The organism is Sphingomonas rubra, assembly GCF_900115745.1.
GTDB lineage: Bacteria > Pseudomonadota > Alphaproteobacteria > Sphingomonadales > Sphingomonadaceae > Sphingomonas > Sphingomonas rubra.
The window spans coordinates 178,946-203,829 of record NZ_FOXP01000006.1; the positions used below are offsets into that span (position 1 = coordinate 178,946).

The 24,884-nt window shown below is 70.2% G+C and carries 28 protein-coding genes and 1 other RNA gene; 21 read left to right on the plus strand and 8 right to left on the minus strand.

What is annotated here, in order from left to right; genetic code table 11:
• Positions 1 to 58: 58 nt before the first annotated feature.
• A complete protein-coding gene (gene trxB, locus BM145_RS09225) occupies positions 59 to 1,027 on the plus strand; it encodes a thioredoxin-disulfide reductase (RefSeq protein WP_093333419.1) in 969 nt (322 codons plus the stop codon).
• 77 nt (positions 1,028 to 1,104) lie between these two features.
• Here trxB and BM145_RS09230 read toward each other — a convergent pair whose 3' ends face one another.
• Positions 1,105 to 1,371, minus strand: coding sequence for a phosphopantetheine-binding protein (locus BM145_RS09230; RefSeq protein WP_425441089.1), 267 nt, complete (start codon positions 1,369 to 1,371; stop codon positions 1,105 to 1,107).
• 90 nt (positions 1,372 to 1,461) lie between these two features.
• Between BM145_RS09230 and BM145_RS09235 the strand changes: the two genes are divergently transcribed.
• The 3 genes from BM145_RS09235 (at position 1,462) to asnB (ending at position 6,260) form a co-directional block, all read left to right on the plus strand.
• Positions 1,462 to 2,949 (plus strand): AMP-binding protein, encoded by a 1,488-nt coding sequence (locus tag BM145_RS09235; RefSeq protein WP_245739218.1) that lies wholly within the window; start codon positions 1,462 to 1,464, stop codon positions 2,947 to 2,949.
• Entirely contained in the window at positions 2,946 to 4,166 is a 1,221-nt protein-coding gene (locus tag BM145_RS09240; protein ID WP_093333420.1) for a pyridoxal-dependent decarboxylase, exosortase A system-associated, read from the plus strand. The genes BM145_RS09235 and BM145_RS09240 overlap by 4 nt, the downstream gene beginning before the upstream one ends.
• A 222-nt stretch (positions 4,167 to 4,388) precedes the next feature.
• Positions 4,389 to 6,260 carry an asparagine synthase (glutamine-hydrolyzing) gene (gene asnB, locus BM145_RS09245; RefSeq protein ID WP_093333364.1) on the plus strand — a complete coding sequence of 624 codons (1,872 nt, stop codon included), beginning with the start codon at positions 4,389 to 4,391 and terminating at the stop codon, positions 6,258 to 6,260.
• A 38-nt stretch (positions 6,261 to 6,298) separates the two neighbouring features.
• On the opposite strand, the gene BM145_RS15690 is transcribed toward asnB, so the two are convergent.
• The 3 genes from BM145_RS15690 to BM145_RS09255 all read right to left on the minus strand — a co-directional run bounded on the left by BM145_RS15690 (position 6,299) and on the right by BM145_RS09255 (position 8,859).
• Positions 6,299 to 6,433 carry an LPXTG cell wall anchor domain-containing protein gene (locus BM145_RS15690; RefSeq protein ID WP_245739220.1) on the minus strand — a complete coding sequence of 45 codons (135 nt, stop codon included), beginning with the start codon at positions 6,431 to 6,433 and terminating at the stop codon, positions 6,299 to 6,301.
• A 13-nt stretch (positions 6,434 to 6,446) separates the two neighbouring features.
• A complete protein-coding gene (locus tag BM145_RS09250; RefSeq protein ID WP_093333365.1) occupies positions 6,447 to 7,514 on the minus strand; it encodes a 1,9-bis(guanidino)-5-aza-nonane synthase in 1,068 nt (355 codons plus the stop codon).
• Positions 7,515 to 7,626: 112 nt separating this feature from the next.
• Positions 7,627 to 8,859: a type III PLP-dependent enzyme gene (locus tag BM145_RS09255; protein ID WP_093333366.1), complete on the minus strand. Its 1,233-nt coding sequence runs from the start codon at positions 8,857 to 8,859 to the stop codon at positions 7,627 to 7,629.
• Positions 8,860 to 8,998: 139 nt separating this feature from the next.
• Between BM145_RS09255 and BM145_RS09260 the strand changes: the two genes are divergently transcribed.
• The 5 genes from BM145_RS09260 to BM145_RS09280 all read left to right on the plus strand — a co-directional run bounded on the left by BM145_RS09260 (position 8,999) and on the right by BM145_RS09280 (position 12,016).
• Complete coding sequence (locus BM145_RS09260; RefSeq protein WP_245739222.1) at positions 8,999 to 9,964, plus strand: threonine ammonia-lyase; 966 nt, start codon at positions 8,999 to 9,001, stop codon at positions 9,962 to 9,964.
• A gap of 33 nt (positions 9,965 to 9,997) precedes the next feature.
• Positions 9,998 to 10,177: a hypothetical protein gene (locus BM145_RS09265; RefSeq protein WP_093333367.1), complete on the plus strand. Its 180-nt coding sequence runs from the start codon at positions 9,998 to 10,000 to the stop codon at positions 10,175 to 10,177.
• A 140-nt stretch (positions 10,178 to 10,317) separates the two neighbouring features.
• Positions 10,318 to 11,001: a guanitoxin biosynthesis heme-dependent pre-guanitoxin N-hydroxylase GntA gene (gntA, locus tag BM145_RS09270; RefSeq protein WP_093333423.1), complete on the plus strand. Its 684-nt coding sequence runs from the start codon at positions 10,318 to 10,320 to the stop codon at positions 10,999 to 11,001.
• Positions 10,998 to 11,606: a DUF1989 domain-containing protein gene (locus tag BM145_RS09275; protein ID WP_093333368.1), complete on the plus strand. Its 609-nt coding sequence runs from the start codon at positions 10,998 to 11,000 to the stop codon at positions 11,604 to 11,606. Before gntA ends, BM145_RS09275 begins: the two co-directional genes overlap by 4 nt.
• A 38-nt stretch (positions 11,607 to 11,644) precedes the next feature.
• Positions 11,645 to 12,016 (plus strand): hypothetical protein, encoded by a 372-nt coding sequence (locus BM145_RS09280; RefSeq protein WP_093333369.1) that lies wholly within the window; start codon positions 11,645 to 11,647, stop codon positions 12,014 to 12,016.
• 18 nt (positions 12,017 to 12,034) lie between these two features.
• Here the strand turns inward: BM145_RS09280 and BM145_RS09285 are convergent, their stop codons facing one another.
• Positions 12,035 to 12,691: an alpha/beta hydrolase gene (locus BM145_RS09285; RefSeq protein WP_093333370.1), complete on the minus strand. Its 657-nt coding sequence runs from the start codon at positions 12,689 to 12,691 to the stop codon at positions 12,035 to 12,037.
• A 138-nt stretch (positions 12,692 to 12,829) separates the two neighbouring features.
• Here BM145_RS09285 and BM145_RS09290 point away from each other — a divergent pair, with 138 nt between their 5' ends.
• The 8 genes from BM145_RS09290 to BM145_RS09325 all read left to right on the plus strand — a co-directional run bounded on the left by BM145_RS09290 (position 12,830) and on the right by BM145_RS09325 (position 18,341).
• Positions 12,830 to 13,858, plus strand: coding sequence for a cysteine desulfurase family protein (locus BM145_RS09290; protein ID WP_245739231.1), 1,029 nt, complete (start codon positions 12,830 to 12,832; stop codon positions 13,856 to 13,858).
• Positions 13,855 to 14,925 (plus strand): cysteine desulfurase family protein, encoded by a 1,071-nt coding sequence (locus BM145_RS09295; protein WP_093333424.1) that lies wholly within the window; start codon positions 13,855 to 13,857, stop codon positions 14,923 to 14,925. The genes BM145_RS09290 and BM145_RS09295 overlap by 4 nt, the downstream gene beginning before the upstream one ends.
• Entirely contained in the window at positions 14,922 to 15,224 is a 303-nt protein-coding gene (locus tag BM145_RS09300; RefSeq protein ID WP_093333372.1) for a 2Fe-2S iron-sulfur cluster-binding protein, read from the plus strand. Before BM145_RS09295 ends, BM145_RS09300 begins: the two co-directional genes overlap by 4 nt.
• A 123-nt stretch (positions 15,225 to 15,347) precedes the next feature.
• Complete coding sequence (locus tag BM145_RS16045; protein ID WP_177200143.1) at positions 15,348 to 15,668, plus strand: hypothetical protein; 321 nt, start codon at positions 15,348 to 15,350, stop codon at positions 15,666 to 15,668.
• 47 nt (positions 15,669 to 15,715) lie between these two features.
• Positions 15,716 to 15,812, plus strand: an RNA gene (gene ffs, locus BM145_RS09310) — signal recognition particle sRNA small type.
• Positions 15,813 to 16,029: 217 nt separating this feature from the next.
• Positions 16,030 to 17,673, plus strand: coding sequence for a DNA polymerase III subunit gamma/tau (locus BM145_RS09315; RefSeq protein WP_093333373.1), 1,644 nt, complete (start codon positions 16,030 to 16,032; stop codon positions 17,671 to 17,673).
• Complete coding sequence (locus tag BM145_RS09320; protein ID WP_093333374.1) at positions 17,670 to 17,993, plus strand: YbaB/EbfC family nucleoid-associated protein; 324 nt, start codon at positions 17,670 to 17,672, stop codon at positions 17,991 to 17,993. The genes BM145_RS09315 and BM145_RS09320 overlap by 4 nt, the downstream gene beginning before the upstream one ends.
• 105 nt (positions 17,994 to 18,098) lie before the next feature.
• Positions 18,099 to 18,341 carry a hypothetical protein gene (locus tag BM145_RS09325; protein WP_245739224.1) on the plus strand — a complete coding sequence of 81 codons (243 nt, stop codon included), beginning with the start codon at positions 18,099 to 18,101 and terminating at the stop codon, positions 18,339 to 18,341.
• Position 18,342: 1 nt separating this feature from the next.
• On the opposite strand, the gene mtgA is transcribed toward BM145_RS09325, so the two are convergent.
• The 3 genes from mtgA to BM145_RS09340 form a co-directional block, all read right to left on the minus strand.
• Positions 18,343 to 19,017 (minus strand): monofunctional biosynthetic peptidoglycan transglycosylase, encoded by a 675-nt coding sequence (gene mtgA / locus BM145_RS09330; protein ID WP_093333375.1) that lies wholly within the window; start codon positions 19,015 to 19,017, stop codon positions 18,343 to 18,345.
• Positions 19,018 to 19,072: 55 nt separating this feature from the next.
• Positions 19,073 to 19,978 carry an RNA polymerase sigma factor RpoH gene (gene rpoH / locus BM145_RS09335; protein ID WP_093333376.1) on the minus strand — a complete coding sequence of 302 codons (906 nt, stop codon included), beginning with the start codon at positions 19,976 to 19,978 and terminating at the stop codon, positions 19,073 to 19,075.
• Between the two features lie 61 nt (positions 19,979 to 20,039).
• A complete protein-coding gene (locus BM145_RS09340; protein ID WP_093333377.1) occupies positions 20,040 to 20,987 on the minus strand; it encodes an RluA family pseudouridine synthase in 948 nt (315 codons plus the stop codon).
• 19 nt (positions 20,988 to 21,006) lie between these two features.
• On the opposite strand from BM145_RS09340, the gene BM145_RS09345 reads away from it, so the two are divergent.
• From BM145_RS09345 to BM145_RS09360, 4 genes are read left to right on the plus strand one after another with little or no spacing between them, the layout of a single operon-like run.
• Entirely contained in the window at positions 21,007 to 21,462 is a 456-nt protein-coding gene (locus tag BM145_RS09345; RefSeq protein WP_093333426.1) for a M67 family metallopeptidase, read from the plus strand.
• Positions 21,459 to 22,097 carry a histidine phosphotransferase family protein gene (locus tag BM145_RS09350; protein ID WP_093333378.1) on the plus strand — a complete coding sequence of 213 codons (639 nt, stop codon included), beginning with the start codon at positions 21,459 to 21,461 and terminating at the stop codon, positions 22,095 to 22,097. Before BM145_RS09345 ends, BM145_RS09350 begins: the two co-directional genes overlap by 4 nt.
• Positions 22,098 to 22,151: 54 nt before the next feature.
• Complete coding sequence (locus BM145_RS09355; RefSeq protein ID WP_093333379.1) at positions 22,152 to 24,443, plus strand: chemotaxis protein CheA; 2,292 nt, start codon at positions 22,152 to 22,154, stop codon at positions 24,441 to 24,443.
• Entirely contained in the window at positions 24,440 to 24,868 is a 429-nt protein-coding gene (locus BM145_RS09360; RefSeq protein ID WP_093333380.1) for a chemotaxis protein CheW, read from the plus strand. The genes BM145_RS09355 and BM145_RS09360 overlap by 4 nt, the downstream gene beginning before the upstream one ends.
• Positions 24,869 to 24,884 lie beyond the last annotated feature (16 nt).

The window sequence follows — 24,884 nt, forward strand, 5'->3', positions numbered from 1 at the left end:
TCAAATTTCTCACGATCGCGCCTAAATGGGCGGGAACACGGATAGGACGATTTTGGCGATGACCACCCACTCGACGCGCATGCTCATCCTCGGTTCGGGGCCGGCCGGGCTTTCCGCCGCGATCTACGGCGCGCGCGCGGGCATGAAGCCGATCGTCGTGCAGGGCATCCAGCCCGGCGGGCAGCTGACGACGACCACCGAGGTGGAGAACTATCCCGGCTTCGCCGACGTCATCCAGGGCCCCTGGCTGATGGAGCAGATGCAGAAACAGGCCGAGCATGTCGGCACCACGATGATGTGGGACACGATCGTCGACGTCGACCTTACCCGCCGCCCGTTCCGCCTGACGGGCGACGGTGGCGACGTGTACGAGGGCGAGGTGCTGGTGATCGCCACTGGCGCGCAGGCCAAGTGGCTCGGCCTCGAATCGGAAGAGGCGATGAAGGGCAAGGGCGTGTCCGCCTGCGCGACCTGCGACGGCTTCTTCTATCGCGGCAAGAAGGTGGCGGTGATCGGCGGCGGCAACACCGCGGTGGAGGAGGCGCTGTACCTCACCAACCACTCGCCCGAGGTGATGCTGATCCACCGCCGCGACACGCTCCGCGCCGAGCGCATCCTGCAGGAACGGCTCCACGCGCACCCGAACATCACCGTGCTGTGGAACAAGGAGGTGCGCGAGTTCGTCGACGGCGGCGGCAATGCCGGGCTGGTCGCGCTAGAGCTGGAGGACACGGTGACGGGCGAGCGTTCGCGCCTGTCCACCGACGGCGGCTTCGTCGCGATCGGCCACCATCCCGCGACCGAGCTGTTCCGCGGCCACCTCGATCTCGACGGCGACGGTTATATCGTGGTGGAGACGGGCTCCACCCGCACCAGCGTGCCCGGCGTGTTCGCGTGCGGCGACGTGGCGGACAAGGTCTATCGCCAGGCGGTGACGGCGGCGGGGACGGGGTGCATGGCGGCGCTCGACGCCGAGCGCTTCCTGGCGGCGGCGGAGTTCGAGGAACTGGCCGAGGCGGCGGAGTAGCGGATCGGTTCGCGCGAGGGGGCGCTGCCCTCACCCTTCGCCGCGGAAGGGGGAGGGCGGTTCCTCGTGACCGTCGATCACCCGCGCGCCTTGTTCTCCGCGAAGGCGACCAGCGCGCCGAAGCTTTCCAGCATGTCGCCGTCCACCTCGTCGTCGTCGATGACGATATCCAGCCGATCCTCCAGCTCGGTCAGCACGCCGGCGACCGCCATCGAATCGAGTTCGGGCAGCGCGCCGAACAGCGGGGTGTCGGCGGTGAAGGCGGCGGCGCGGTCGGGCCCGATGCCCAGCACGTCCGCCAGCACGCCGCGCACCGCGGCGTCGACCTTTGTTCCCGTCGCCAAGTCCATCGCCCTCGTCCACGCCCCTGGTTGTTGCGCTGCAATACCGGTGGGGGGTGAAATCGGCAACGTCTCCGCGCTATGGCGACGGGCGTGATCGCGCTCGACCCCGTGCCCCGCCCGCTCGACCATCTCGCCCTGCGCGGCGAACCGGACGCGGCGGCGCTCGTCGACAAGGGCGGCACGATGACCTTCGCCGCGCTGGAACAGGCGACGGGGGCGCTGGCCGCGTGGCTCGCCGCGCGGCTCGATCCGGGTACGCGGGTGGCGAGCTGGCTGCCGAAGACCAGGCTGGCCTGCGTGCTGCCGCTGGCGGCAGCGCGGGCGGGGCTGATCCACGTGCCGATCAACCCGGCGCTCCGCCGCGCGCAGGTTGCGCACATCCTGGCCGACAGCGGCGCGGGCCTGCTCCTCACCCAGGCCGCGCGCGCGACCACGCTGGAGACCGGCGACGTTCCGCCCGACTGCGCGCTCGTCGCGGAAGAACCGCCGCTCGCCGGACGGGGCCTGCCGCCGTCGGACGCCGATGCGGACGCACTCGCCGCCATCCTGTACACCTCCGGCTCGACCGGGCTGCCCAAGGGCGTGATGCTCAGCCACGCCAATCTATGGCTCGGCGCGATCTCGGTCGCGCACTATCTCGCGCTGGAGCCGGCGGATCGCGTGCTCGCCGTGCTGCCGCTGTCGTTCGATTATGGCCAGAACCAGCTATTCTCCACCTGGGCGGCGGGCGCGTCGGTCGCGCCGCTCGATTACCTCGTCGCGCGCGACGTGATGAAGGCGGTGGCGCGGCTCGGCGCGACGACGCTCGCGGGCGTGCCGCCGCTCTGGGTGCAGCTGCTCGATGCGGAATGGCCGGCGGAGACGAGCCTGCGGCGGCTCACCAATTCGGGCGGCGCGCTCACCCCGCGGCTGGTGCGGGAACTTCGCGCACGCTTCCCCGCCGCCGACCTCTACCCCATGTACGGGCTGACCGAGGCGTTCCGCTCCACCTATCTCGCGCCCGATCTGGTCGACGCGCATCCCGACGCGATCGGCCGCGCCATTCCCTTCGCCCGCGTCGCCGCGGTGCGCGCGGACGGCAGCCGCGCCGGGGCGGGCGAGCCGGGCGAGCTGGTCCATGCCGGCCCGCTCGTCGCGCAGGGCTATTGGCGCGATCCCGGCCGTACCGCCCACCGCTTCCGCCCTGCGCCGGCGTGGCTGGGCGAGGGGGCAGCGGTATGGTCCGGCGACACGGTGGTCGAGGGGGCCGACGGCCTGTTCCGCTTCGTCGGCCGCGACGACGAGATGATAAAATCCGCCGGCAACCGCATCAGCCCGCAGGAGGTGGAGGAGGCGATCCTCGCCGGACCCGAGGCGCGCGAGGCGGTGGCGGTCGGCGTGCCAGACCCGCGGCTCGGCCAAGCGATCGTCGTGATGCTGGCGGGCGATCCGGCGGACGAGCCGGCGCTCGCCGCCCGGCTGCGCCGCGACCTGCCGAGCTTCATGCAGCCGCAACGTTACGAGTGGCGCGCCGATCTGCCGCGCAATCCCAACGGCAAGCTCGACCGCGCCGCCATCGCCCGCGAGGTGTGCGCGTGAAGCCGATGGGCCCGATCCCGCCGGATTTCGCCGAGCAGCGCGGCGTGCTCGCCATTGCCGGCCGCGCCGCCGCCGAATGGGCGGATGCAGGGACGCCGCTCTTCGTCTACGATCCCGCGATCGTCGCTGCACGCGTGCGGCGGTTCCGCGCCGCGTTCGCGGACGTCGATCTCCATTACGCGATCAAGGCCAACCCGCTGCCGGCGCTGCTTGCCGCGATCGGGCCGCTCGTCGACGGCCTCGACGTGGCGTCGGCGGGTGAGCTGGACCGGGCGCTGGCCGTCAAGCCGCCCGCGTCGATCAGCTTCGCCGGGCCGGGCAAGCGCGACGACGAACTCGCCGCCGCCATCGCCGCGGGCGCGACGCTGCACTGCGAATCGAAGGGGGAGGCGGCGCGCACGCTGGCGATCGCCGGGCGGCTGGGCATCCGTCCGCGCGTTGCCGCGCGCGTCAACCCGGACGTCGAGCTGAAGGGGTCCGGCATGAAGATGGGCGGCCGGCCATCCCCCTTCGGCGTCGACGCCGATCGCGTGCCCGCGCTGGTCCGCCTGCTGATCGACGGTGGCGCGGACTGGCGCGGTTTCCACGTCTATGCCGGCAGCCAGGCGCTCTCGGCCGAGGCGGTCGCCGATACGCAGGCCGCGACAGTTGCGCTCGCCGCGCGCCTGGCGGAAGAAGTCGGTGCGGCGCCGCCGCTCGTCAATCTCGGCGGCGGCTTCGGCATTCCCTATTTCGCCGGGGATCTGCCGCTCGACATCGACGCGGTCGGCATGCGCCTCGCCGCTACCCTGGCGCACCGTCCGCCGATTCTCGCCGCCACCCGCTTCGCGATCGAGCTCGGCCGCTGGCTGGTGGCGGAAGCGGGCGTCTATCTGGCCCGCGTCGTCGATCGCAAGGAGAGCGGCGGCGAGACCTTCCTGATCCTCGACGGCGGCCTCCACCACCAACTCGCCGCTTCCGGCAATTTCGGGACGGTGGTGCGCCGCAACTATCCGCTCGCCGTCGCGCACCGCATGGGCGAGCCCGCGACCGAGACCGCGAGCGTCGTCGGCCCGCTCTGCACCCCGCTCGACCGGCTGGGCGACCGCGTGGCGCTGCCGCGCGCGGAGCCCGGCGATCTCGTCGCCGTCTTCCTCGCGGGCGCGTACGGCGCCACCGCCAGCCCGTCCGCCTTTCTCGGCCACCCGCCCGCCGCCGAGATCGTGGCGGCACGTTGACGCCGCGTCCCGACGCCGCCCGGTGGAGCGGATCGTTTCCGCATGGTACCGCATCGGCGGGGTCACGGGGAGCGGGGCAGGGGTGGAACGGACAGCGGTACGGCAACGGCGGAACGACGGCGGGGTCACGTCGGCGCTGCCGCTGACGGCGGCACTCGGCGCAGGGTGCCGCACCCCCGGTTCAACGAGCCAGATGGCGCGGCCCGCGAGGGACGCGCGCTGATGGGCGCGATCGCCGGCATCTTCCACGCTGCCACGCCCAAGCCGGTCGATCCGGCCCGCGTCATACGGATGATCGAGGCGCAGGCGCATCGCGGCCCGGACGGGGAGGGCGTGTGGACCGCGCCGGGCATCGGGCTGGGTCATCGGCGCCTCGCCACGGTCGATCTCGCCGGATCGCCGCAGCCGATGCGCGACGGCGGGCTGACGGTCACCTTCGACGGCGCGATCCATAATCTCGGCGAGTTGCGCGCCGAACTCCGGAACAAAGGCGTCCGCTTTCACACCCGCGGCGATACCGAGTTGCTGCTTCACGGCTGGCGCGCGTGGGGCGCGGCGATGCTCGATCGCCTGCACGGCAATTTCGTCTTCGCCCTCCACGATGCCGGCGCCGGTACGCTGTTCCTCGCGCGGGACCGGCTGGGCGCGAAGCCGCTTCACTATGCCGAGCTATCCGACGGCGCGCTCGCCTTCTCGTCCGAGTTGAAGGGGCTGCTCGCGCATCCGCAGCTGCGCCGCGCGCCGGACCTGACGGCGGTCGAGTATTATCTGGCCTATGGCTACGTGCCCGACGATAGCTGCATCGTCGCCGGCTCCCGCAAGCTGCCCGCCGGCCACTGTCTCCTGGTCGAGCGTGGCCGACCCGTGCCGGCACCGCGGCGATGGTGGGACGTGGACTTCTCCGCCCGCGCCGCCGGTTCGGCCGACGCCCTCGCGGAGCAACTGATCGAGCGGATGCGTGCGGGCGTGCGCCGTTGCATGATCGCCAACGTGCCGGTCGGCGCGCTGCTGTCGGGCGACGTCGACGCTGCCGCCGTGGTCGCGCTGATGGCGGAGGCGAGCCCCCGCGCGGTCGCGACCTGCGCGATCGGCGCCGACGCACCGACGCCCGCGCGCTCCATCGCCGCCCGTTTCGCCACCGCGCATGCCGAGCGCGTCGCCGATCCCGACGAGCTGTCGGGCGTCGACAGCCTCGTGCGTCACCTCGACGAGCCGTTCGCCGACCCGTCGGCGCTCACCAGCCTGCCACTCTGCGCCCTCGCGCGCGAACGGGTGACGGTGGCCCTGGCGGGCGACGGTGCCGACGAGGTGATGGCGGGGGCACGCCGCTACAAGGCGCATCTCGCCGGGGAGCGCCTCCGCCGTCTGCTGTCTCCCGACGTCTGTGCCCGCCTCTTCGGCCCGCTCGGCGCTGGGTGGCCCGAGGCGGCCTGGGCGCCGCCCGCGTTCCGGCTTCGATCGACGTTCCAGGCACTCGGTACATCGGGAGCGGAGGCCTATGCCCACGCCGTCTGCGTTACCCCGTCGGCGCTCCGCACCGCGCTGTTCTCGCCCGAGGCCCGCCGCGCGCTCGGCGGTTATCGGCCTGAGGATCGCTACGTCGTGGCGATGACTCACGCGCCCGCGCGCGATCCGCTCGACGCGGCGCAATATGCCGACCTGAAGATCAGGCTGTCCGGCGACATCCTCGCCCGCGCCGACCGGATCGGTATGGCCGTGGGGCTGGAAATACGCGAGCCGCTGCTCGACCACGAGCTCGTCGCGTTCGCCGCGACGCTGCCCACCGCGATGCGGCGACGGCGCGGCGAAGGCAAATGGTTGATGAGACGCGGTCTCGAACGCCACCTGCCGCGTGACATGCTCACCTCAACACCGGTCGTCGGGGAGTCGCCTGTCGACGCCTGGTTCCGCGCACCGCTGGCGGGGCAGGGCGCGGCGCTCGCCCGCTCGGGGCTGCTGGTGGAGAGCGGCTGGTTCGATCTGCCGCGCCTCGCCCGTCTGGCCGAGGATCACCGCGCCGGTCGTGCCGATCACGGACGCACGCTGTGGCAGCTGCTGATGCTGGAAAAGAGCCTCGCGCGCCTGTTCGGCTGATACGAAAAGGGGCGGGCATCGCTGCCCGCCCCGGAACGTCAATGGCCGTAGGTCTTGATCCCGCGCCGGCGCAGCTTCTCGATCTTGCGCTTGCGCCGGGTGAGCGCCCAGCCTGCGACGACCGCCAGCACCACGGCGGCGATAATGGCGTAGGCGATCACTTCCCGGTCCAACAATTCCTCCATCTCAGTCGAAGCTCGCCCCCCAGCGGCGCTTCACCCGGTCCTTCCAGTGGCCGCGATGATACGCGTCCGACGCCAGCAGCGGCATCACCGAGCCTGCCTCGGCGAACACCATCTGCTCCAATGCGGTATCAACCTTGCCCCAACTTGCCGCTTCCTTCAACGTCGAGGAGGAGCAGGCGCCGTCGCGCACGTCGGCGACGGTGATCTGCACCGCGTATTTGTGCATCTCGACGTCGTCGTGGCCCAGGATCTCGGCGCAGACGACCGTGTCCTGGATGAAGTTCTTCGGCACGCCGCCGCCGATCATCAGCAGGCCGGTGGTGCCCGCCTTGATCTTGATGTCGGTCAGTTCGCGGAAGTCGGCGATCGCGTCGAGCACCATGTAGGGCTTGCCCTCCTTGGCGCGGTCGACCTGATGCTTGACGAGGCCGAAGCCCGCCGAACTGTCGACGAACGCCGGGCAGAAGATCGGCACGTCATGCTCGTAGGCGAGCTTGACCAGGCTGTTCTCCTTCTTGCCGTGCTCGACCAGATACTTGCCCATCGCGCGGATGAACTCGCGGCTGGAATAGGGGCGCGGCTCCAGCGAGTTGGCGATCTCGCCGATCGTGTGGTCGCAGTCCTGCAACTGCTCCTCGTCGATATACGTGTCGTAGATGCGGTCGATGTAGAGCGAGCGCAGCACGTTGTCGTCGGGCACTTCCAGCGCCTGGTAATGCTTGTGGCCGAGGCCTTCGAAGAAATCCATGTCGACGATCGACGCGCCGGTGGCGACGATGCCGTCGATCATGTTGGAGCGCAGCAGTTCGGCGTAGAGATCCATGCAGCCGCCCGCCGAGGTGGAGCCGGCGATGACGAGGAAGATCGAGCAGTCCTTGTCGGCGAGCATCTGGTTGTAGATGCCCGTCGCGCGCGCGAGGTCGCGGCTGGTGAAGCTCATCTTGTCCATCGCGTCGATGATCGGCCGCGCGTCGAAGCTGCGGATGTCGATATGCTCGACCTGCTTGGCGAGCAGTTCCTTCTTGCGCGTGTCGTTGACGGTGGAAACGTCGGGGTGGGTGACGGTCATGCGAAATCCCTAGCAACGATTGCCAGCCCGGCGACGGCCGGGGTCCAGTTACGAACGGGTCGCCGCTGGACCCCGGCCCTGGCCGGGGTGGTAAGACAATGTGAGAAGGCCGTTACAGCTTGACGACGTTGGACGCGACCCGCGTCTCCAGCTCGACGTAGAGCGATGCCATCGGCTCGTCCTCGACGACCACCGTCTCGTCCGATCCGAACCCGTTGAACCCGGTCCGCATCGCCGATCCGTACGCGCCCAGCATACCGATCTCGATGTAATCGCCCGCGACCACGTCGGCCGGCAGCAGGAACGGTCCCGCCATATGGTCCATGTCGTCGCAGGTCGGGCCGTAGAAGGAGAAGGGATGATCGCGCACCTCCGACTCCGGCTCGCGCAGCAGCGTCACGGGGAAGCGCCAGCCGATATGCGCCGCATCAAACAGTGCGCCGTAGGCGCCGTCGTTGATGTACAGTTCCGCGCCCCGACGCTTCTCGACGCGCACCACGACCGACGAATATTCGGCGCACAGCGCGCGACCGGGCTCTGCCCATAGTTCGGCCGAGTAGCTGATCGGCAGCGACTCGAACGCGCGGTGGATCGTCTCGAAATAACGCTCCAGCGGCGGCGGTTCCATGCCGGGATAGGTCGACGGGAAGCCGCCGCCGACGTCGATCACGTCCACCGTCACCGCCGCCTCGACGATCGCCGCGCGCACGCGCTCCATCGCCTGCGCATAGGCGTCGGGCGTCATCGCCTGGCTGCCGACGTGGAAGCAGATGCCGAGCGCGTCGGCGGTCTGCCGCGCGCGGAACAGCAGCTCCTTGGTCTCATGCGGCATCGCGCCGAACTTGGAGGCGAGGCTGAGCTTCGAATGTTCGGACGACACGCGCAGGCGGACGCACAGCGTCAGGTCCGCGGCGTGGCGCGTCGCGCGCTCCACCTTTTCCAGCTCCTCGATCGAATCGAGCGAGAAGACGCGCACGCCGTGCGTGAAATACGCCTCGGCGATCGCTTCCTCGGCCTTGACCGGATGCATGAAGCAGAGCGTCGCATCGGGCAGCGTGCGCGAGACGAGCCGCACCTCGGCGATCGAGGCCACGTCGTAGTGCGTGATGCCGTTGTCCCACAGGACCTGGAGCAGGTCGGGCGACGGATTCGCCTTCACGGCGTACATCGAGCGGCCCGGAAACTTCTCCGAGAAGAAGCGGGCGGCCCGTGCCGCGGCGTGCGGACGGATCAGCGTCACCGGCTGGACCGGGGAACGCCTGGCGATGTCGATGGCCGATCCCGCGACGGAGGAGGCGGCAGTCGAGAGGGGCGCTAGCCCCAGCGCGCGATGATGCTGGACCAATTCAAGGGACCTCCAATTGCCTTGCGGCATACGGTGACAAAAGCTGCCTTGCGGTTGGAAGTCCCATGGGGCAGCGGAGGCGCGATCTATGAGCGGTGACCCCCCTTGTAAAGTGGGTTGGTACGAGGGACGACGAAAAGTGACGATTTTGCGACAGCCCACCCGTGCCGGCATCCGCGATGCCGCCGCCAAGATCGCCGCGATCCTGCCGCCGAGCCCGCTGTTCGTCGCCGAGATCCGCGGCCGTGTTGTCGCCTTCAAGGCCGAGTCGCTGCAACCGGTGGGCGCGTTCAAGCTGCGCGGCGCGTGGCACCGGTTGACCGCGCTGGACGAGGCGGCACGGGCACGCGGCGTGGTCGCCTTTTCCAGCGGCAACCACGCGCAAGGGATCGCCTGGGCGGCCAGGCGGCTCGGCATGGCGGCGACGATCGTCATGCCGCACGACGCGCCCCGCCCGAAGCGCGACGCGACGCTGGCGCTCGGCGCCGAGGTGGTCGGCTACGACCGCGCGACCGAGAGCCGCGAGGCGATCGCGGCCGAACTCGCCGCCGCGCGCGGCGCCACGCTGGTGCCGAGCTTCGACGACCCATGGGTGATTGAGGGGCAGGGCAGTGCAGGCATCGAGGCGGTGCAGCAGATGCGGGCCGCCGGGCTGGGCGCGCCGACCCGGGCGATCGTCCCCTGCGGCGGCGGCGGTCTCGCCGCGGGCGTTGCGCTCGCCCTGCCCGAGGCGGCGATGGTGGTCGCCGAGCCGGAAGGCTGGGACGACATGAGCCGCAGCCTGGAGGCGGGCTGGATCGAGCCCGTCGGCCCCAATCCGCCACCAACCGCCTGCGACGCGCTCCAGACCACCCGCGTCTCGCCGCTCACCTTCGACGTCCTCTCCCGCCGGGGTGCCACCGGCGTTGCCGTGTCGGAGGCCGAGGTCGCCGCCGCGCAGCGCTGGGCCGCCGAGCGGCTGCGGCTGGTGGTCGAACCCGGCGGCGCCGTCGCGCTCGCCGTGCTGCTCGCCGGCAAGGTGGAGCCGGCGGACGGCACGCTCATCATCCTGTCCGGCGGCAACGTCGATCGCGCGGCCTATGCGGCGGTGATTGGCGGTTTCTGATGACGCTGGCACCATGACGAAACGAGAAGAAGAATGACCACTCCCCTCCACTCGCTCGCCCAGCTCGCGCCCGCCATTGCGATGCTCGCCGTCTTCGCCCTCGTCATCGGCGGCATCGCGCTCATCCGGCGCGGTGACGACCGGCGCAAGGGCGTGCTGATGCTCGTCATGGCCGCGGTGCTGCTCGGCAACGTCCTGATCTGGACGTGGTAACCAAGCCGGTTGATTGATGTTGCTCGCGCCGCGAGTCCCGATCCCGACACTGATTCAGATCAGTCTGTTGGCGCGCGCGGATAGGAACGGTGGCTCCCTCGTCGGCGTTCCCCTCGCCTATGATCGCCGCTACCAAACCGATGTTCGACTGGATGCCGTCGAACCAGGACGAACTCGCCGCCCAACTCCACCAGCGCGTCGCCGAAGCGTCTTTCCCCTGCGTCGGTGCCAAGGCCGCGCTGGCCAAGGGCACGCTGGAGGTGCTTGCCGCCCGCGACCTGACCAGCGCCTGGGACGATCTGCGTATCCACGACCGTCTGCTGCACTTCGCCGCCGCCTACCGGGCCAAGCCGGAACTCTATCGCAGCCTCGCGGTCGTCTTCGACACGCCCCTGGCGCTGTCCGAGGCAGAGTTCGAGCGACTGCTCTGGACCCGCGTCCAGTCGCTGTCGGACAAGGACGTGTGGCGCGGCCAGCACTATGACGACAGCGTCAGCGCCGATCCGGACGACCCGCATTTCTCGCTGTCGTTCGGCGGCGAGGCGTTCTTCGTGGTCGGCCTCCACCCCAATGCCAGCCGCCCCGCGCGCCGCTTTCCCAATCCGGTGATGGTCTTCAACCTCCACGACCAGTTCGAGATCCTGCGCGCGCAGGGCAAGTACGAGAGGATGCGCGAGAAGATCATGGTCCGCGACGAGGCGATCGCCGGCTCGCGCAATCCCATGCTCCAGCGCCACGGGGAGGCGAGCGAGGCACGTCAATATTCCGGTCGCGCCGTCGACGCCGACTGGCGCTGCCCCTTCCACTACAAGGGCGCCGAATGACCCCGCGAACGAACGACACGATCGAGATCTCGGAGCGTAGCGGCACCGCGTTCCGCCTGTCGAAAGGTGATCGCCTGATCGTGATCGACCCGCGCGGCGAGCAGGTCGCCGACCTCCTCGCCTTCAACGCCGAGGATCTGGACGAGGTGATCTCGTCGGGACGCACGCTCGACTATGCGGAGACGATCTACCTGACGGCCGGGCACAAGCTCTATTCCAACCGCTCCAACGTCCTGCTGACGATCGAGGAGGATACGGTAGGTCGTCACGACTTCCTGCTGACGCCGTGTTCCACGGCGACCTTTGACCATTTCTACCCGACACTGCCCCGCCACCGCGGCTGCTTCGGCAATCTGGCCGCCGCGCTGGAGCCCTACGGCATCGCGCCCGACCGCATCCCGGTCGCGTTCAACTGTTTCATGAACGTGCCCGTCGACGGCGAGACGGGCAAGCTCCGCGTCCTCCCCCCGATCAGCAAGGCCGGCGACCGCATCGTTTTCCGCGCCGAGCGGGACCTGGTGATCGGGTTGACGGCGTGTTCCGCACCCGACTCGAACGGCGGGACGTTCAAGCCGATCCACTACCGGATAGAGCCGGCCGGCTGACGATTGCGGATTGCCGGGTTCGCGCCTACCCTGCGGCCATGATGCTGCTGTCGCTCACCTTGCTGCAAGCGGCGTCATCGGTCCACTCCGAGGCGTTCGACCTCGCGGCGGTCGGCTTGCCCGACGTGCAGCGCCGTTGTTCCGCTGCCGCCGATGAAGTCGTGGTATGCGGCCGACGGGACGAACGGTATCGACTGCCGCTGCCATCCGAACGGGACGACGCTGCGACCGTGCATCGTGACGACACCGGCATGGCACCGCTGACCTCCGCGGCGCCATGCGGCATCTTCGCCGGTCAGCGCCGCTGCAACAAGGCGGAGGCATCCGCCTACGGCTATGGCGACGGGCGCGATCCGATCACCCTGCTGACGAAGCTGGGGCGCATCGCCGCCGGAGCCGACGGCGAGTAGGAGTTGTGGTCCCGGCCGCTATTTGATCGGCGAGCGCGGGTCCAACCGCATGTCGAGGTAATTGTCTACCGACCGCATCAGGTCCGGCATCTCGTGCTCGAAGAAGTGGTTCGCCTTGGGGATCGTGTCGTGATGGATGGTGATGTGCTTCTGCGTGCGCAGCTTATCGACGAGCTTCTGCGTCGCGGCGGGCGTCACCACCTCGTCCTGCTCGCCCTGGATGATGATGCCTGACGATGGGCAGGGCGCGAGGAAGGTGAAGTCGAACATGTTGGCGGGCGGCGCCACCGAGATGAAGCCGCGGATTTCCGGCCGGCGCATCAGCAACTGCATGCCGATCCACGCGCCGAAACCGAACCCCGCCACCCAGGTCGTCGACGCCTCCGGGTGGAAGCTCTGTACCCAGTCGAGCGCCGAGGCCGCGTCGGAGAGTTCGCCGACGCCGTTGTCGAACACGCCCTGGCTCTTGCCGACGCCGCGGAAGTTGAAGCGCAGCGTCGCGAAGCCGCGCCGCTGGAACGTCTTGTAGAGCTCCTGCACGATCCGGTTGTTCATCGTCCCGCCCGACGAGGGGTGGGGATGCAGGATCATCGCGACCGGCGCCCGCGGCCGAGGTGCGGGGATGAACCGACCTTCGAGGCGACCCTCGGGGCCGGGGAAGATGACTTCGGGCATGACGGAACTCGCGAAAGGGCGGCGCTCCCGGTGGAGCACGGAACGTGGCGCGCTATATAGGCGCGGTCTCCTTTTCCGCAATCGAAACGACCCCCGGCCTTGACCCGCATCTATCTCGACCACGCCGCCACCACCCCGATGACGCCCGCCGCGCGCGCCGCCGTCGCCGAGGGCATGGCGCGCTGGGCCAACCCGTCCAGCCCCCATGCCGAGGGCCGCGCCGCGCGTGCCGCCCTGGAGGCGGCGCGGGGCGAGGTCGCCGCCGCTTACGGATGGCCCGGCGAGGTGCTGTTCACCAGCGGCGCCAGCGAGTCGCTCGCCCTCGCGCTCGGCCGCTCGATCGCGGGCGGGCGGGTCGCGATGAGCATGGTGGAGCACGATGCCGTGTTCCGCGCTGCGCCTCCGACCGCCCGCCCCCTCGTTGTCGACGCGCAAGGTCTGCTGAAGGGGGAGAACTGGCCGACGCTCCTGGATGCCGAGGGGAAGGCGCTGATCTGCGTTCAATGGGCCAACAGCGAAACGGGAGTGCGCCAGCCGATCGCGGCACTGGCCGAAGCCGCTCACGCACTCGGCCATCTGTTGCTGGTGGACGCGGCGCAGATGCCGGCGAGCGACGAACTCGCCGCCCATGCCGACTTCGTTGCCGTGTCCGGCCACAAGCGTGGTGGCCCGCCCGGCATCGGCGCGCTCCTCGTCCGCGATCTGGCGACGCTAATGCCTACCGGCGGGCAGGAGCGCGGCTACCGCGCCGGTACCGAGAATCTCCCCGCAATCCTCGGTTTCGCCGCCGCGCTCGCCGAGCCCGAACCCGATCACGCCGCGCTCCGTGCCCGCCTGGACGACGCGATCACCCGCTCTGGGGGTGAAGTCGTCTCATCCGGCGCGCCGCGCCACCCCGCGATCGGCTCGTATCGGTTGCCCGGCGTTCCCGCGACCACGCAGCTGATCCGCCTCGACATGGCCGGCTTCGCCGTGTCGGCGGGCAGCGCGTGCAGTTCGGGCAGCATGAAGCCCAGCCACGTTCTCGCCGCGCTCGGCTGGCCGGAGGCGGCGGGGCGAGAGGTGATCCGCGTCAGCTTCGGCCGTAGCACCAGTTCGGCGGAGGTCGACGCCTTCATCGCCGCGTGGCGGCAGATGGCGCGCGCCACCCGGACCTTCGCGGCATGACCTACCTCGATTACCAGGCGACGACGCCGCTCGATCCGGCCGCGCTCGACGCGATGCTGCCCTGGCTGCGCGACCAGCACGGCAACCCGCACTCGTCGCATCGCGAGGGCCGCCGCGCCAGGGCGGCGGTCGAGCTGGCGCGCGAACAGGTCGCCGCGCTGCTGCCCGCCGGCGGTCGCGTCATCTTTACCAGCGGGGCGACCGAGGCGCTGAACTGGGCGATCAAAGGCACGACCGGCGCCATCGTCACGCTGGCGACAGAACACGCCGCGGTGCTCGACACGGTGGCGGCGGAGGCGGGCAGGGGGCGGTCCGCGACCGTGCTGCCGGTGGACGCGGACGGCCTGATCTCACCGTCGCGCGTCGACGGTGCCGCGACGGAGGGCGGGCTCGTCGCCGCCATGCTGGTCAACAACGAGATCGGCGTGGTCCAGCCGATCGCCGCGCTGGCCGGGGCCGCGCACGCCGCCGGCGCGCTGTTCCTGTGCGACGCCGTCCAGGGCTATGGCCGCGTCGCTATCCCCGACACCGTCGACCTCGTCGCCGTCTCCGCGCACAAGATCTACGGGCCCAAGGGTATCGGCGCGCTGTGGGTCCGCGATGGCGTGCCGCTTCAGCCGCTGCTCCACGGCGGCGACCAGGAGGGGGGGCGCTCGGGCACGCTCAGCCCCGCCCTCTGCGCCGGCTTCGGCGCTGCCGCACGATTGATGCGCGAGCGCGCGGCGGAGGACGCCGCGCTGGTCGATCGCCTCTGGTGGATCGCCGTCGATCGTCTCGCCGGCTGGACGATCAACGGCTCGGTCGAGCATCGCTACCACGGCAATCTCAACGTCCGCCGCCCCGGCCTGGACGTCGCCCGACTGATGAGCGACTGCCGCGACGTCGCGTTCTCGGCGGGCTCCGCCTGCGCCAGCGGCTCGAGCCGCCCCAGCCACGTGCTGCGCGCGCTCAGTCTGTCCGATGCCGGCGCGCGCTCGTCGATCCGCCTCGGCTGGGGGCGCACCACCGACGAGGCGGCGTTGGCAACCGCGCTCGACCGCCTCGTCGCCGCGGCCGACGCGCAATGATCCGCGTTCGCTTCGAGACCGCGACCGGCATCGTCGAGGTGGAGGCGGCGGCGGGCGATCGCCTCCTCGACGTCGCGCAGGCCGCCGGCCAGCCCTTGGAGGGCACGTGCGGCGGGCAACTCGCCTGCGCCACCTGCCACCTGATCGTCGCGGCCGAGGACTGGTCACGCCTGCCGCCGCCACGCCCCGAGGAGGAGGACATGCTCGACCTCGTCCCCGATGCCGTCCGCACCAGCCGCCTGTCCTGCCAGATCCGCCTGACGCCCTCGCTCGACGGCCTTGCCCTGCGGGTGCCGTGATCCCTCTCCTCGGCCAAGCTGAAGCCGCGACAACGACGGGTTCAGCATCGATCCATCGCCGGGCTTCTACTCCGGCATGGTGCCCGCACGTCCGATGCGGGCGAGGAAGAGGAGCAAGGAGCAATGAAGATCACGATGATGGTGGCCGCGGGCCTGCTCGCCGCCGGCACGACGACGGTGACCGCCGCCCCCGCCGAGGCGCAGCGCTACGGCTATGGCTATGGCGGCGGACCCGGCTGGCAGGGCGACCGTGGCTGGCGAGGGGATCGCGGCTGGCGCGGCGACCGGCGTGGTTGGCGCGGCGATCGCTGGGACCGGCGCGGACCGCGCTGGCGCGGCGGCCATCGCTGGAACCGCGGTGCACGCTGGGGCCGTGACGGATATGGCCGGGTGACGTGCCGGACCGGCTATTACGGTCGCGAGTGCTTCCGCACCTTTCGCTGAGCCTTGATCGCAGCCTTGATCCGGGAGCCCGGCTCCGCCATAGGGCGCGCGAGAGTCGGGCGGGCGTGGTCGTCGCCAACCCGGTCAGGTCCGGAAGGAAGCAGCCGCAACGATTCCCCCACGGGTCGTCCGGCTCTCACCGCGCAGCGCACATGACGCCGGTAAGTCGGCGCCGAGATGCGCGAGCGCGGCCGGCGGGAACAGTGCTCCCGTCCGACGACGCGGCTTCGCCGCGGCGCCACCCCGATCCCCGACAATGCTTTCCTCCAAGCCCCGTTCTGTGGCATCCGCGCCGCCATGCGCTTTCCGCGAACCTCCACCCGACCGTGCGCGGCCTTCGCTACCGTCGGGGCCCGCTGACGTGGCCGACTCGTTCGATCTTGGCGAACCGCCGCAGCCTGCCAAGGCCGAAGCCTACCGCGTCCTGGCGCGCAAGTACCGCCCGCAGACCTTCTCCGAGCTGATCGGCCAGGACGCGATGGTCCAGACGCTGGGCAACGCGATCAAGCGCGACCGCCTCGCGCACGCCTTCCTGATGACGGGTGTGCGCGGCGTGGGAAAGACCTCCACCGCCCGCCTGATCGCCAAGGCGCTCAACTGCGTCGGGCCGGACGGGCAGGGCGGCCCGACGATCGACCCGTGCGGCCAATGCGAGCCATGCCGTGCCATCGCGGAGGGTCGGCACATCGACGTGATCGAGATGGACGCCGCGTCGCATACCGGCGTCGACGACGTGCGCGAGATCATCGAGGCATCGCGCTACGCCGCGGTCGCTGCGCGCTTCAAGATCTACATCGTGGACGAGGTCCACATGCTCTCCAAGAACGCCTTCAACGCGCTGTTGAAGACGCTGGAGGAGCCCCCCGCGCACGTCAAGTTCCTGTTCGCCACCACCGAGGTGAACAAGGTCCCCATCACCGTCCTGTCGCGCTGCCAGCGGTTCGACCTGCGTCGCATCACCGCCGAGAAGCTGGCCGCCCACTTCGCCGCCGTCTGCGAGAAGGAGGGCGTCGTCGCCGAGCCGGAGGCGCTGGCGCTGATCGCGCGCGCGGCGGAGGGCTCCGCGCGCGACGGCCTGTCGATCCTCGACCAGGCGATCGCGCATGCCGGGCTGGAAGGGCAGGGGGTCGCCGCCGACGCGGTCCGCCAGATGCTCGGCCTGTCGGACCGCGGCGCGGTGCGCGACCTGTTCGCGCTGCTCCTCGCCGGCGACTCGGCCGCCGCGCTCGCATCGCTGCGCCGCCAATATAATTACGGCGTCGACCCGCAAGCGGTGCTGCGCGCCTTGCTGGAGACGGTGCACGGCATCACCCTCGCCAAGGTCGGCGCCGGCGAGGACCCCGCACAGGCGCTGGAGGAGCGCGCCGCCCGCACCGACTGGGCGACGCGCCTGTCCTTTCCCGTTCTTCACCGCCTCTGGCAGTTGATGTTGAAAGGGCATGACGAGGTCGCCCACGCCGTTCTGCCGATCGAGGCGGCGGAGATGGCGCTGCTGCGCGTCATCCACGCGTCGCAGCTGCCCGATCCCGGCGACCTTGCCCGTCGTCTGGCCGACGGTACCGCGCCGGCCGGGCCTGCGCCGACCTTGCCCGCCGCGCCGCCGACGCCCGGGCCCGTCGCGCAGGCGCCCGCACTGCCGCCGACCTTCGCCGCCCTCGTCGCGCTGCTCGGCGACAGGACGCACCTGCTTCTCGCCGAGCGGCTGAAGAATTGCGCCAGCGTCGTCCGTTACGCCCCGCCCGAACTGGTGCTCAGCAATGCCCGGCCGATCCCCGGCGGGATGATGGACGAACTCGCCCCCGCGCTGCGCGACACGACGGGTGCCAAATGGACCGTCACGCTGGAGAACGCGCCCGGCGCGCTCACCCTGGTCGAGGCGGCCAAGGCGGCCGAGACCGCCGAGCGCGACGCCGTGCTCGCAACCCCGCTGGTCCGCGCCGCGTTGGAGGCGTTTCCCGACGCCGTCCTCGAAGGCTGGACGCCCCCGCAAAGGAACACCGCATGAAGAACCTCGATGAGATCCTGGCGATGGCCCAGAACGTTCAGAACGAGCTGCAGAAGGCGCAGGAGAACCTCGACACGATCGAGGTGGAGGGCGTCTCGGGCGGCGGCCTGGTCAGGGTGAAGGCGACGGCCAAGGGCCGCATCTCGAACATCTCGATCGACGATTCGCTGATGCAGGCGTCCGAGAAGCAGATGCTGGAAGACCTGCTCGCCGCCGCGTTCAACGACGCCCGCACCAAGGCGGACGCGGTGTCGTCGACCGAGATGTCGAAGATGACGAGCGGCCTGCCCCTTCCGCCGGGCTTCAAACTGCCGTTCTGAGGCGCTCTTCTTCGTTCGCTGGAGGGGGAGAGCGATCCATTCCGCTCGCGGAACAAATCTCCTCGACCTGCCGTTGTTGACCGCACGTCATCATAGGAGGATTTCGTGGCCGACGAACGTATCACGACCAGCGACATGCCGCCCCATACCACCATCATCGAGCGGCGCAGCTCCGGCGGAACGGTCCTTCTCGCGGTGGTGCTGCTGATCGCCGTGCTGATCGGCGGCTTCTACCTCTTCTCGCGTCAATCTGCCCAGAACGGCAAGGATGCCGCGATCACCTCCGCCGCCAAGAGCGTCGGCGGCGCGGCCGACAAGGTAGGCGACGCGGTCGGCGGGGAAAAATAAGTCAGCGCAGACAGGAGTCGAGCCCGGCGCGGCGCACCACGCCCACATGGCGGGTAATCACGTTGCCGTGACGGCGTACCGAGCCGGTCGGGGATATGGCGGCGCGCTTCTTGGGCAGCGGCAGTACCGCCGCGATCCGTCCCGCCTCGGTCGGCGACAGTCGCGACGCGTCATGGTTGAAGTACCGGAACGCCGCCGCGTTGGCGCCGTAGGTGCCGATCCCCGTCTCGGCGACGTTCAAATATACTTCCATGATCCGTCGCTTCGGCCACATCGCTTCGATCAGCACGGTGAACCACGCCTCTACCGCCTTGCGCAGGTAACCGCCGCCCTGGAACAGGAACGCGTTCTTGGCGGTCTGCTGGCTGATCGTCGACCCGCCCCTGATCCGCCCGCCGCGCGCATTGCGCTGGGCCGCGTCGGCGATCGCGTCGAAGTCGAACCCGTGATGCTCGCAGAAGCGCGCATCCTCCCCGGCGATGGCGGCGCGCGCCATGTTGGGGCTCATCTCGTCCAGGCTCATCCAGTCCTTGGTGACGCTGCGCCCCTGCAACAGGTCGCCGGCCATGGTGAAGGTGAACGGCACCGGCACGAAGTGGTAGATCCCGACCCACAGCACCGATACGCCGACGAAGACGAGCGCGGCCTTGAACAACCAGCGAAGAAGCGAGAACATCGGCCCTATCTAGCGCGCGGCGCGCGCCACGGCCAGAACCCCGCGCCCGCGGGGATCAGGCCGCGGTCAGCATCCGCTTCTCGCCGGCTAGGCGCATCATCGCCTTCTGAAGCTTCTCGAACGCGCGCACCTCGATCTGGCGGACGCGCTCGCGGCTGACGCCGTAGACCTGCGAGAGTTCCTCCAAGGTCTTGGGATCATCGGTCAGCCGCCGCTCGGTCAGGATGTGCTTCTCGCGGTCGTTGAGATCGTCCATCGCCGACACGAGCATGCCGTGACGCACGTCCGCCTCCTGCTGGTCGGCGACGATCTTGTCCTGGAGCGGCGCGTCGTCCTGAAGCCAGTCTTGCCACTGGCCTTCACCATCTTCGCGCATGGGAACGTTGAGCGACGTATCGCCGCCCATCGCCATGCGGCGGTTCATGCTGACGACGTCGCTCTCCGCCACGCCCAGATCGGTGGCGATCTTGGTGACGTGCTCGGGTCGCAGGTCGCCGTCCTCGAACGCGTCGAGCTTGGACTTCATGCGGCGCAGGTTGAAGAACAGCTTCTTCTGCGCGGCGGTGGTCCCCATCTTCACCAGCGACCACGAGCGCAGGATGTACTCTTGGATCGACGCCCTGATCCACCACATGGCGTAGGTGGCGAGACGGAAGCCGCGATCGGGCTCGAACTTCTTCACGCCCTGCATCAGGCCGATATTGCCCTCCGAGATCAGCTCGGACGTCGGCAGGCCGTAGCCGCGATAGCCCATCGCGATCTTGGCGACGAGGCGAAGGTGCGACGTGACCAGCTGCGCCGCCGCATCGGTGTCGCCGTGCTCCTGGAAGCGCTTGGCGAGCATATATTCCTGCTCCGGCTGGAGCAGCGGGAACTTGCGGATTTCCGACAGGTAGCGATTGAGGCTCTGCTCCCCGCCGAGCGCGGGAATCGTCGCCGGGACGTTCGAGCCTTTTGCCATGATCCGAAAACCTTTCCTGTCGGAGACGCGTCTGCCGCAGCGCGGCGAACGGGTCGTGAACCTATACGTGAAGCCGGCTGAACAGTTCCTGCATGTCGCCCGGCATCTCGCTTTCGAACGCGTGAGCGACCTGTGTTACTGGATGAATGAACCCCAGCCGCTGCGCGTGCAACGCCTGGCGCCGGAAATCGAGGGTTTCTAGCAGCGCCCGCGTCGCGCCTTTCGACCGGCCGTAGACGGGATCGCCGAGCAGCGCGTGGCCGATCGACGCCATGTGGACGCGCACCTGGTGCGTGCGCCCCGTTTCCAGCCGGCACTCGATCAAGGCCGCGTCCTTGAGCGGCGTCAGCGTGGTGTAATGCGTCACCGCGCGTTTGCCGTGCGCCTGCACCGCCACCTTCTTGCGGTTCTGCGGACTGCGGGCGAGCGGCGCATCGACGCTGCCCGCCGCCGGCCGCGGCCGCCCGCCGACGATCGCGCGGTAGCGGCGATCGATCGAATGATCGGCGAACTGCCTGGCCAACCCCTCGTGCGCGCGGTCGGTTTTGGCCGCAACCATCAGCCCGCTGGTATCCTTGTCGATGCGGTGGACGATGCCCGGCCGCGCGACGCCGCCGATCCCCGACAGCGATCCGCCGCAATGGTGGAGCAGCGCGTTGACCAGCGTCCCGTCGAGATTGCCCGCCGCCGGGTGCACGACCAGCCCGGCGGGCTTGTCGACGACGATCAGATGCTCGTCCTCGAACGCGACGACCAGCGGAATGTCCTGCGCCTCGTTGTGCGCCGGGGCTGGCAGGGGAACGCTGACGGCGAACACCTCGCCGGCACCCGCGCGGCGGGCTGGATCGCGCGCCATCGCCCCGTCCCGCGTCACCGCGCCGCTGGCGATCAGCACTTTCAGCCGCTCGCGCGACAGCGTCGGGACGGCGTCGGCGAGCGCACGGTCGAGCCGCCAGCCGTCAGCGCCGGGTGCGATCGTCGCTTGAATGAGTTGGGCCCCCCGGTCCATGTTCGCTGAGATGGCTTCGATGTTGGAAATATCAAGGGAGTCGCTGGATCGGATCGTCGCCGAAACGATGCGCGATCCCGTGGTGGAAGCGTGCGGGCTGCTGCTAGGTTCCGGTCTGCGCGTCGACGCGGTAGAGCCGTGCCGCAACGTCGCGGCCGACCCTGCCCGATGGTTCGAGATCGATCCCGCCGCGCTGATCGCCGCACATCGTCGGGCGCGGGCGGGAGAGCCGGCGGTGATCGGCTGTTTCCACTCGCATCCCGGCGGCCGCGCCGAGCCGTCGCCGCGCGATGCCGCCGACGCGGCGCCCGACGGTGGCATCTGGATCGTCGTCGCCGGCGATCATGTCACCGCGTGGCGCGCGGTGGCCGGCGGGCCGTTGCATGGCCGTTTCGAGCCGCTGCACCTTCCGACGCGCTTGCCGCGGCGGAGCGCAGCGTCCACAACCGGCGCATCACACAGGGACCTTTCATGACCATCAGCCCGGTCGATTACGCCAGCCTGCTCTGCTCGCGGCTCTGCCACGACCTTCTCTCGCCCGTCGGCGCGCTCAACAACGGGCTGGAACTGCTCGCCGACGAGACCGACCCGGCGATGCGCCAGCGCTGCATGGAGTTGCTGGCGGAGAGCGCGCGAACGTCGGCCAACAAGCTGAAGTTCTTCCGGCTGGCGTTCGGTGCGGCGGGAGGGTTCGGCGACATGGTCGACCCGCGCGAGGCGCGCGCCGCGATCGAGGGGCTGCTGTCCGACGCCAAGCGTACCACGCTCGGCTGGCTGGTCGAGGCGGAGGCGCTGCTCAAGCCGGCGGTCAAGGTGCTGCTCAACCTGGCGCTGATCGCCAACGAGGCGCTGGTCCGCGGCGGTACGCTGGACATCGGCGCCGAGGAGCATGGCGGCCAGTTGGAGATCGTGGTCAAGATCGAGGGGGCGAAGATCATCCTGGACCCGGAAATCCGCGCCACCCTGACCAATGGCAGCGACCAGGTCACCGCGCGTGGCGCGGCGGCCTGGCTGGTCCACACGCTGGCGGCGCAGACAGGCGGTGTCGTACAGGTGGTCGAGCCCGCCGCCGGCGCGATGATCTTCGGCGCGACGATGGCGGCGCGCTGAGACCGGTCGTGCAGTAAAGCCGGCTTTAACGCCTGTTGGTCCAACAGGGCCGGCATGGACGACCTGCTGCAGGAATTCATCGCCGAGACGCGCGAGACGCTGGAGGCATTGTCGGGCGAGATCGTGCTGTGGGAGGCCGCCCCGGCCGACCGCGCGCGCCTCGACGCCATCTTCCGCTTCGTCCACACGGTGAAGGGCAGCTGCGGCTTCCTCGACCTGCCCCGGCTCGGCCGCCTGGCCGACGCGGCCGAGGATACGCTGGCGGCGGTACGCGACGGTCGCCGCGTGCCCGACGGGGCGCTGGTCACGGCGGTGCTCGCCATCGTGGATCGCATCGGGGAGCTGACGGCGGCGCTCGACGCGGGTCAGCCGCTGGACGACACGCCCGACGATTTTCTGGTCGCCGCGCTGGCGGAGGATGCGGCGCCGCCGGTCTCCCCGTTGATGCAGGCGGCCGACTCGATGCCGGGCGTTCCTGTTCGCGCCGCCGGGCGCAGCGTGCGGCTGGGAGTGGAACTGCTCGATCGGATGATGGCGGGCATGTCGGACATGGTGCTGGCGCGCAACGAGCTCGCCCGCCGGCTGCGCGACGGGGAGATCGACCCGCGGGTGGAGGCGGCGCTCGATCGCCTGTCGGCCACCGTCGCCGAGATGCGCGACACGGTGACGCGCACCCGGATGCAGCGGATCGAAGCGTTGTTCTCGCCCATCCCCCGCATGGTCCGCGACGTTGCCGCACCGCTCGGCAAACAGGTGTCGCTGGCGATCGAGGGGGGTGACGTCGAGCTCGATCGCGAGATGATCGAACTGCTGCGCGATCCGTTCGTCCACATCATCCGCAACGCCGTCGATCACGGCATCGGCGCGCCCGAGGCCCGCCGCGCGGCGGGCAAGTGCGAGACCGGGCGGCTGTCGATCACCGCGCGTCAGTCCGGCAACCAGATCCTGGTCGAGATCGAGGACGACGGCGCCGGCGTCGACACCGCGCGGCTGGCGCGCAAGGCCGTCGAGTCGGGCCTGCTGACCGAGGCCGAGGCGGAACGGATGAGCGAGGAGGATCGCGTGTCGCTGATCTTCGCGCCCGGCCTGTCGAGCCGCGACACCGTCACCGCGCTGTCGGGCCGCGGTGTCGGTATGGACGTGGTGCGCGCCAATATCGAGCAGCTGGGCGGCCGCGTGCGCGCGACCAACCGTCCGGGCCAGGGCCTGACGCTGACGATGCACGTGCCGCTCACCCTGTCGATCATCCCGACCATCATGGTTGGCGCAGGGGCGCAGCGTTTCGCCCTTCCGCGCCAGGCGATCGAGGAGATCGTGTCGCTCAAGAATTCCGCCGTGCGGATCGATCATCTGGGGGCCGGGCGGGTCGCGACCGTGCGGGGCGAGCGGCTGCCGCTCGCCGATCTCGGCACCACGCTGGGGGTCGGCGGCGAGCCGACGGTGCTCGCCATCGTCGCCACGCGCGACGGCCATTACGCGCTGGCGGTGGACGCCGTGCTCGATACCGAGGAGCTGGTGGTGAAGCCCGCCGCGCCCGCGGTGATGGCGAGCGGCCTGTTCGCCGGCCAGACCTTGCCAGACAGCGGATTGCCGCTGCTGCTGCTCGATCCGGGCGGAGTCGCGGCGGCGGCGGGGCTGCGCGGCGTCGTGCCGGCCGCCGCCGAGGACGACACGGCGGAGGAGCAGGGGCTGACGACTCTGCTCTTCGACGATCTCGACGGCCGCCGCCGCGCGGTGGCCCTCGCGGTGGTCGACCGGGTCGAGAAGGTGGCGGCGAGCGCGATCGGCGATACCGGCGGCCGTCTCCACCTGTCGCTGGCCGACGCGGTCGTGCCGCTAATCGCCCAGGGGCCGCTGCCCGCACACTCGGTGACGTTGTTGCGGCTGACGGACGGCGCCTCCGAGATCGCCTACGCTATTGCCGAGGCGCAGGAGATCGTGTCGCTTCCGCGCGCCATCGCGCCAGCCCGCCGGGCGGGGATCGCGGGGGTGGCGCTGGTCGCGGGCGAGCAGGTCGAGTTGCTCGACGCGCACGCGCTGTTCGCGGGCGAGGTGCCGATGATGGACTGCCGCCCGCTATGCTATCTGCGCTCCGACGGATCGGATTGGATGGACGTGTTCCTGCGGCCGGTGGTCGAGGCGGCGGGATATCGTTGCGTCGGCAGCGAGGCGGAGGCGCACGGCGCCTCGGTGACCCTGGCGATGGATGACGATCCGGTCGCGCTCGCCGACGAGGCGACGGTGCTGCTCAGCCGCCAGCCGGCGACCGGCGGGCGAGGGATATACCGCTACGATCGTGCGGCGCTGCTCGCCGCGCTCGCCACCCGGACGGGGAAAGCCGCATGAAGGACCTCTACCTGATCGCGCAGATCGCGGATCGCGGCGTCGCCATCGACGGCGGGCTGGTCGATTCGGTGGTCGACATCGACGCGATCGTCGCGGTGCCGCATGCTCCCGTCGCGGTGCGCGGCCTCGCCGCGCTGCGCAGCCGAGTGGTCACGGTGATCGATACCCGCGTCGCGCTGGGCCTGCCGCCGTCGGCCATCGTGCACCGTGCGGTGGTGGCGAAGATCGACGGCCATCACTACGCCTTTCTGGTCGACGCGTTGCAGGACGTGGCGCCGCTCGACCGACGGCCGCTGCCTGGTGGTCACGGCGGTGAAGACGGCTGGTCGCGAGGCGGCACGGCGATGGTCGAGCACGAGGGCGAGCCGTTGCTGGTGCTCGACATCGCCGCACTGATCCCGGTCGCCGTCGCGGACGCCGCCTGAATCATTTGATCGATTA

Bases quoted from the DNA above. Each gene is read 5' to 3' on its own strand.
- rpoH (WP_093333376.1), bottom strand. From the start codon at position 19,978: ATGGCAAAAGGCTCGAACGTCCCGGCGACGATTCCCGCGCTCGGCGGG.
- asnB (WP_093333364.1), top strand. From the start codon at position 4,389: ATGGGCGCGATCGCCGGCATCTTCCACGCTGCCACGCCCAAGCCGGTC.
- BM145_RS09250 (WP_093333365.1), bottom strand. From the start codon at position 7,514: ATGACCGTCACCCACCCCGACGTTTCCACCGTCAACGACACGCGCAAG.
- BM145_RS09320 (WP_093333374.1), top strand. From the start codon at position 17,670: ATGAAGAACCTCGATGAGATCCTGGCGATGGCCCAGAACGTTCAGAAC.
- BM145_RS09280 (WP_093333369.1), top strand. From the start codon at position 11,645: ATGATGCTGCTGTCGCTCACCTTGCTGCAAGCGGCGTCATCGGTCCAC.
- gntA (WP_093333423.1), top strand. From the start codon at position 10,318: ATGTTCGACTGGATGCCGTCGAACCAGGACGAACTCGCCGCCCAACTC.
- BM145_RS09345 (WP_093333426.1), top strand. From the start codon at position 21,007: ATGTTGGAAATATCAAGGGAGTCGCTGGATCGGATCGTCGCCGAAACG.
- BM145_RS09290 (WP_245739231.1), top strand. From the start codon at position 12,830: ATGACGCCCGCCGCGCGCGCCGCCGTCGCCGAGGGCATGGCGCGCTGG.
- BM145_RS09360 (WP_093333380.1), top strand. From the start codon at position 24,440: ATGAAGGACCTCTACCTGATCGCGCAGATCGCGGATCGCGGCGTCGCC.
- BM145_RS09285 (WP_093333370.1), bottom strand. From the start codon at position 12,691: ATGCCCGAAGTCATCTTCCCCGGCCCCGAGGGTCGCCTCGAAGGTCGG.
- BM145_RS09300 (WP_093333372.1), top strand. From the start codon at position 14,922: ATGATCCGCGTTCGCTTCGAGACCGCGACCGGCATCGTCGAGGTGGAG.
- BM145_RS09265 (WP_093333367.1), top strand. From the start codon at position 9,998: ATGACCACTCCCCTCCACTCGCTCGCCCAGCTCGCGCCCGCCATTGCG.
- BM145_RS16045 (WP_177200143.1), top strand. From the start codon at position 15,348: ATGAAGATCACGATGATGGTGGCCGCGGGCCTGCTCGCCGCCGGCACG.
- BM145_RS09340 (WP_093333377.1), bottom strand. From the start codon at position 20,987: ATGGACCGGGGGGCCCAACTCATTCAAGCGACGATCGCACCCGGCGCT.
- BM145_RS09355 (WP_093333379.1), top strand. From the start codon at position 22,152: ATGGACGACCTGCTGCAGGAATTCATCGCCGAGACGCGCGAGACGCTG.
- BM145_RS09295 (WP_093333424.1), top strand. From the start codon at position 13,855: ATGACCTACCTCGATTACCAGGCGACGACGCCGCTCGATCCGGCCGCG.
- BM145_RS09350 (WP_093333378.1), top strand. From the start codon at position 21,459: ATGACCATCAGCCCGGTCGATTACGCCAGCCTGCTCTGCTCGCGGCTC.
- mtgA (WP_093333375.1), bottom strand. From the start codon at position 19,017: ATGTTCTCGCTTCTTCGCTGGTTGTTCAAGGCCGCGCTCGTCTTCGTC.
- trxB (WP_093333419.1), top strand. From the start codon at position 59: ATGACCACCCACTCGACGCGCATGCTCATCCTCGGTTCGGGGCCGGCC.
- BM145_RS09275 (WP_093333368.1), top strand. From the start codon at position 10,998: ATGACCCCGCGAACGAACGACACGATCGAGATCTCGGAGCGTAGCGGC.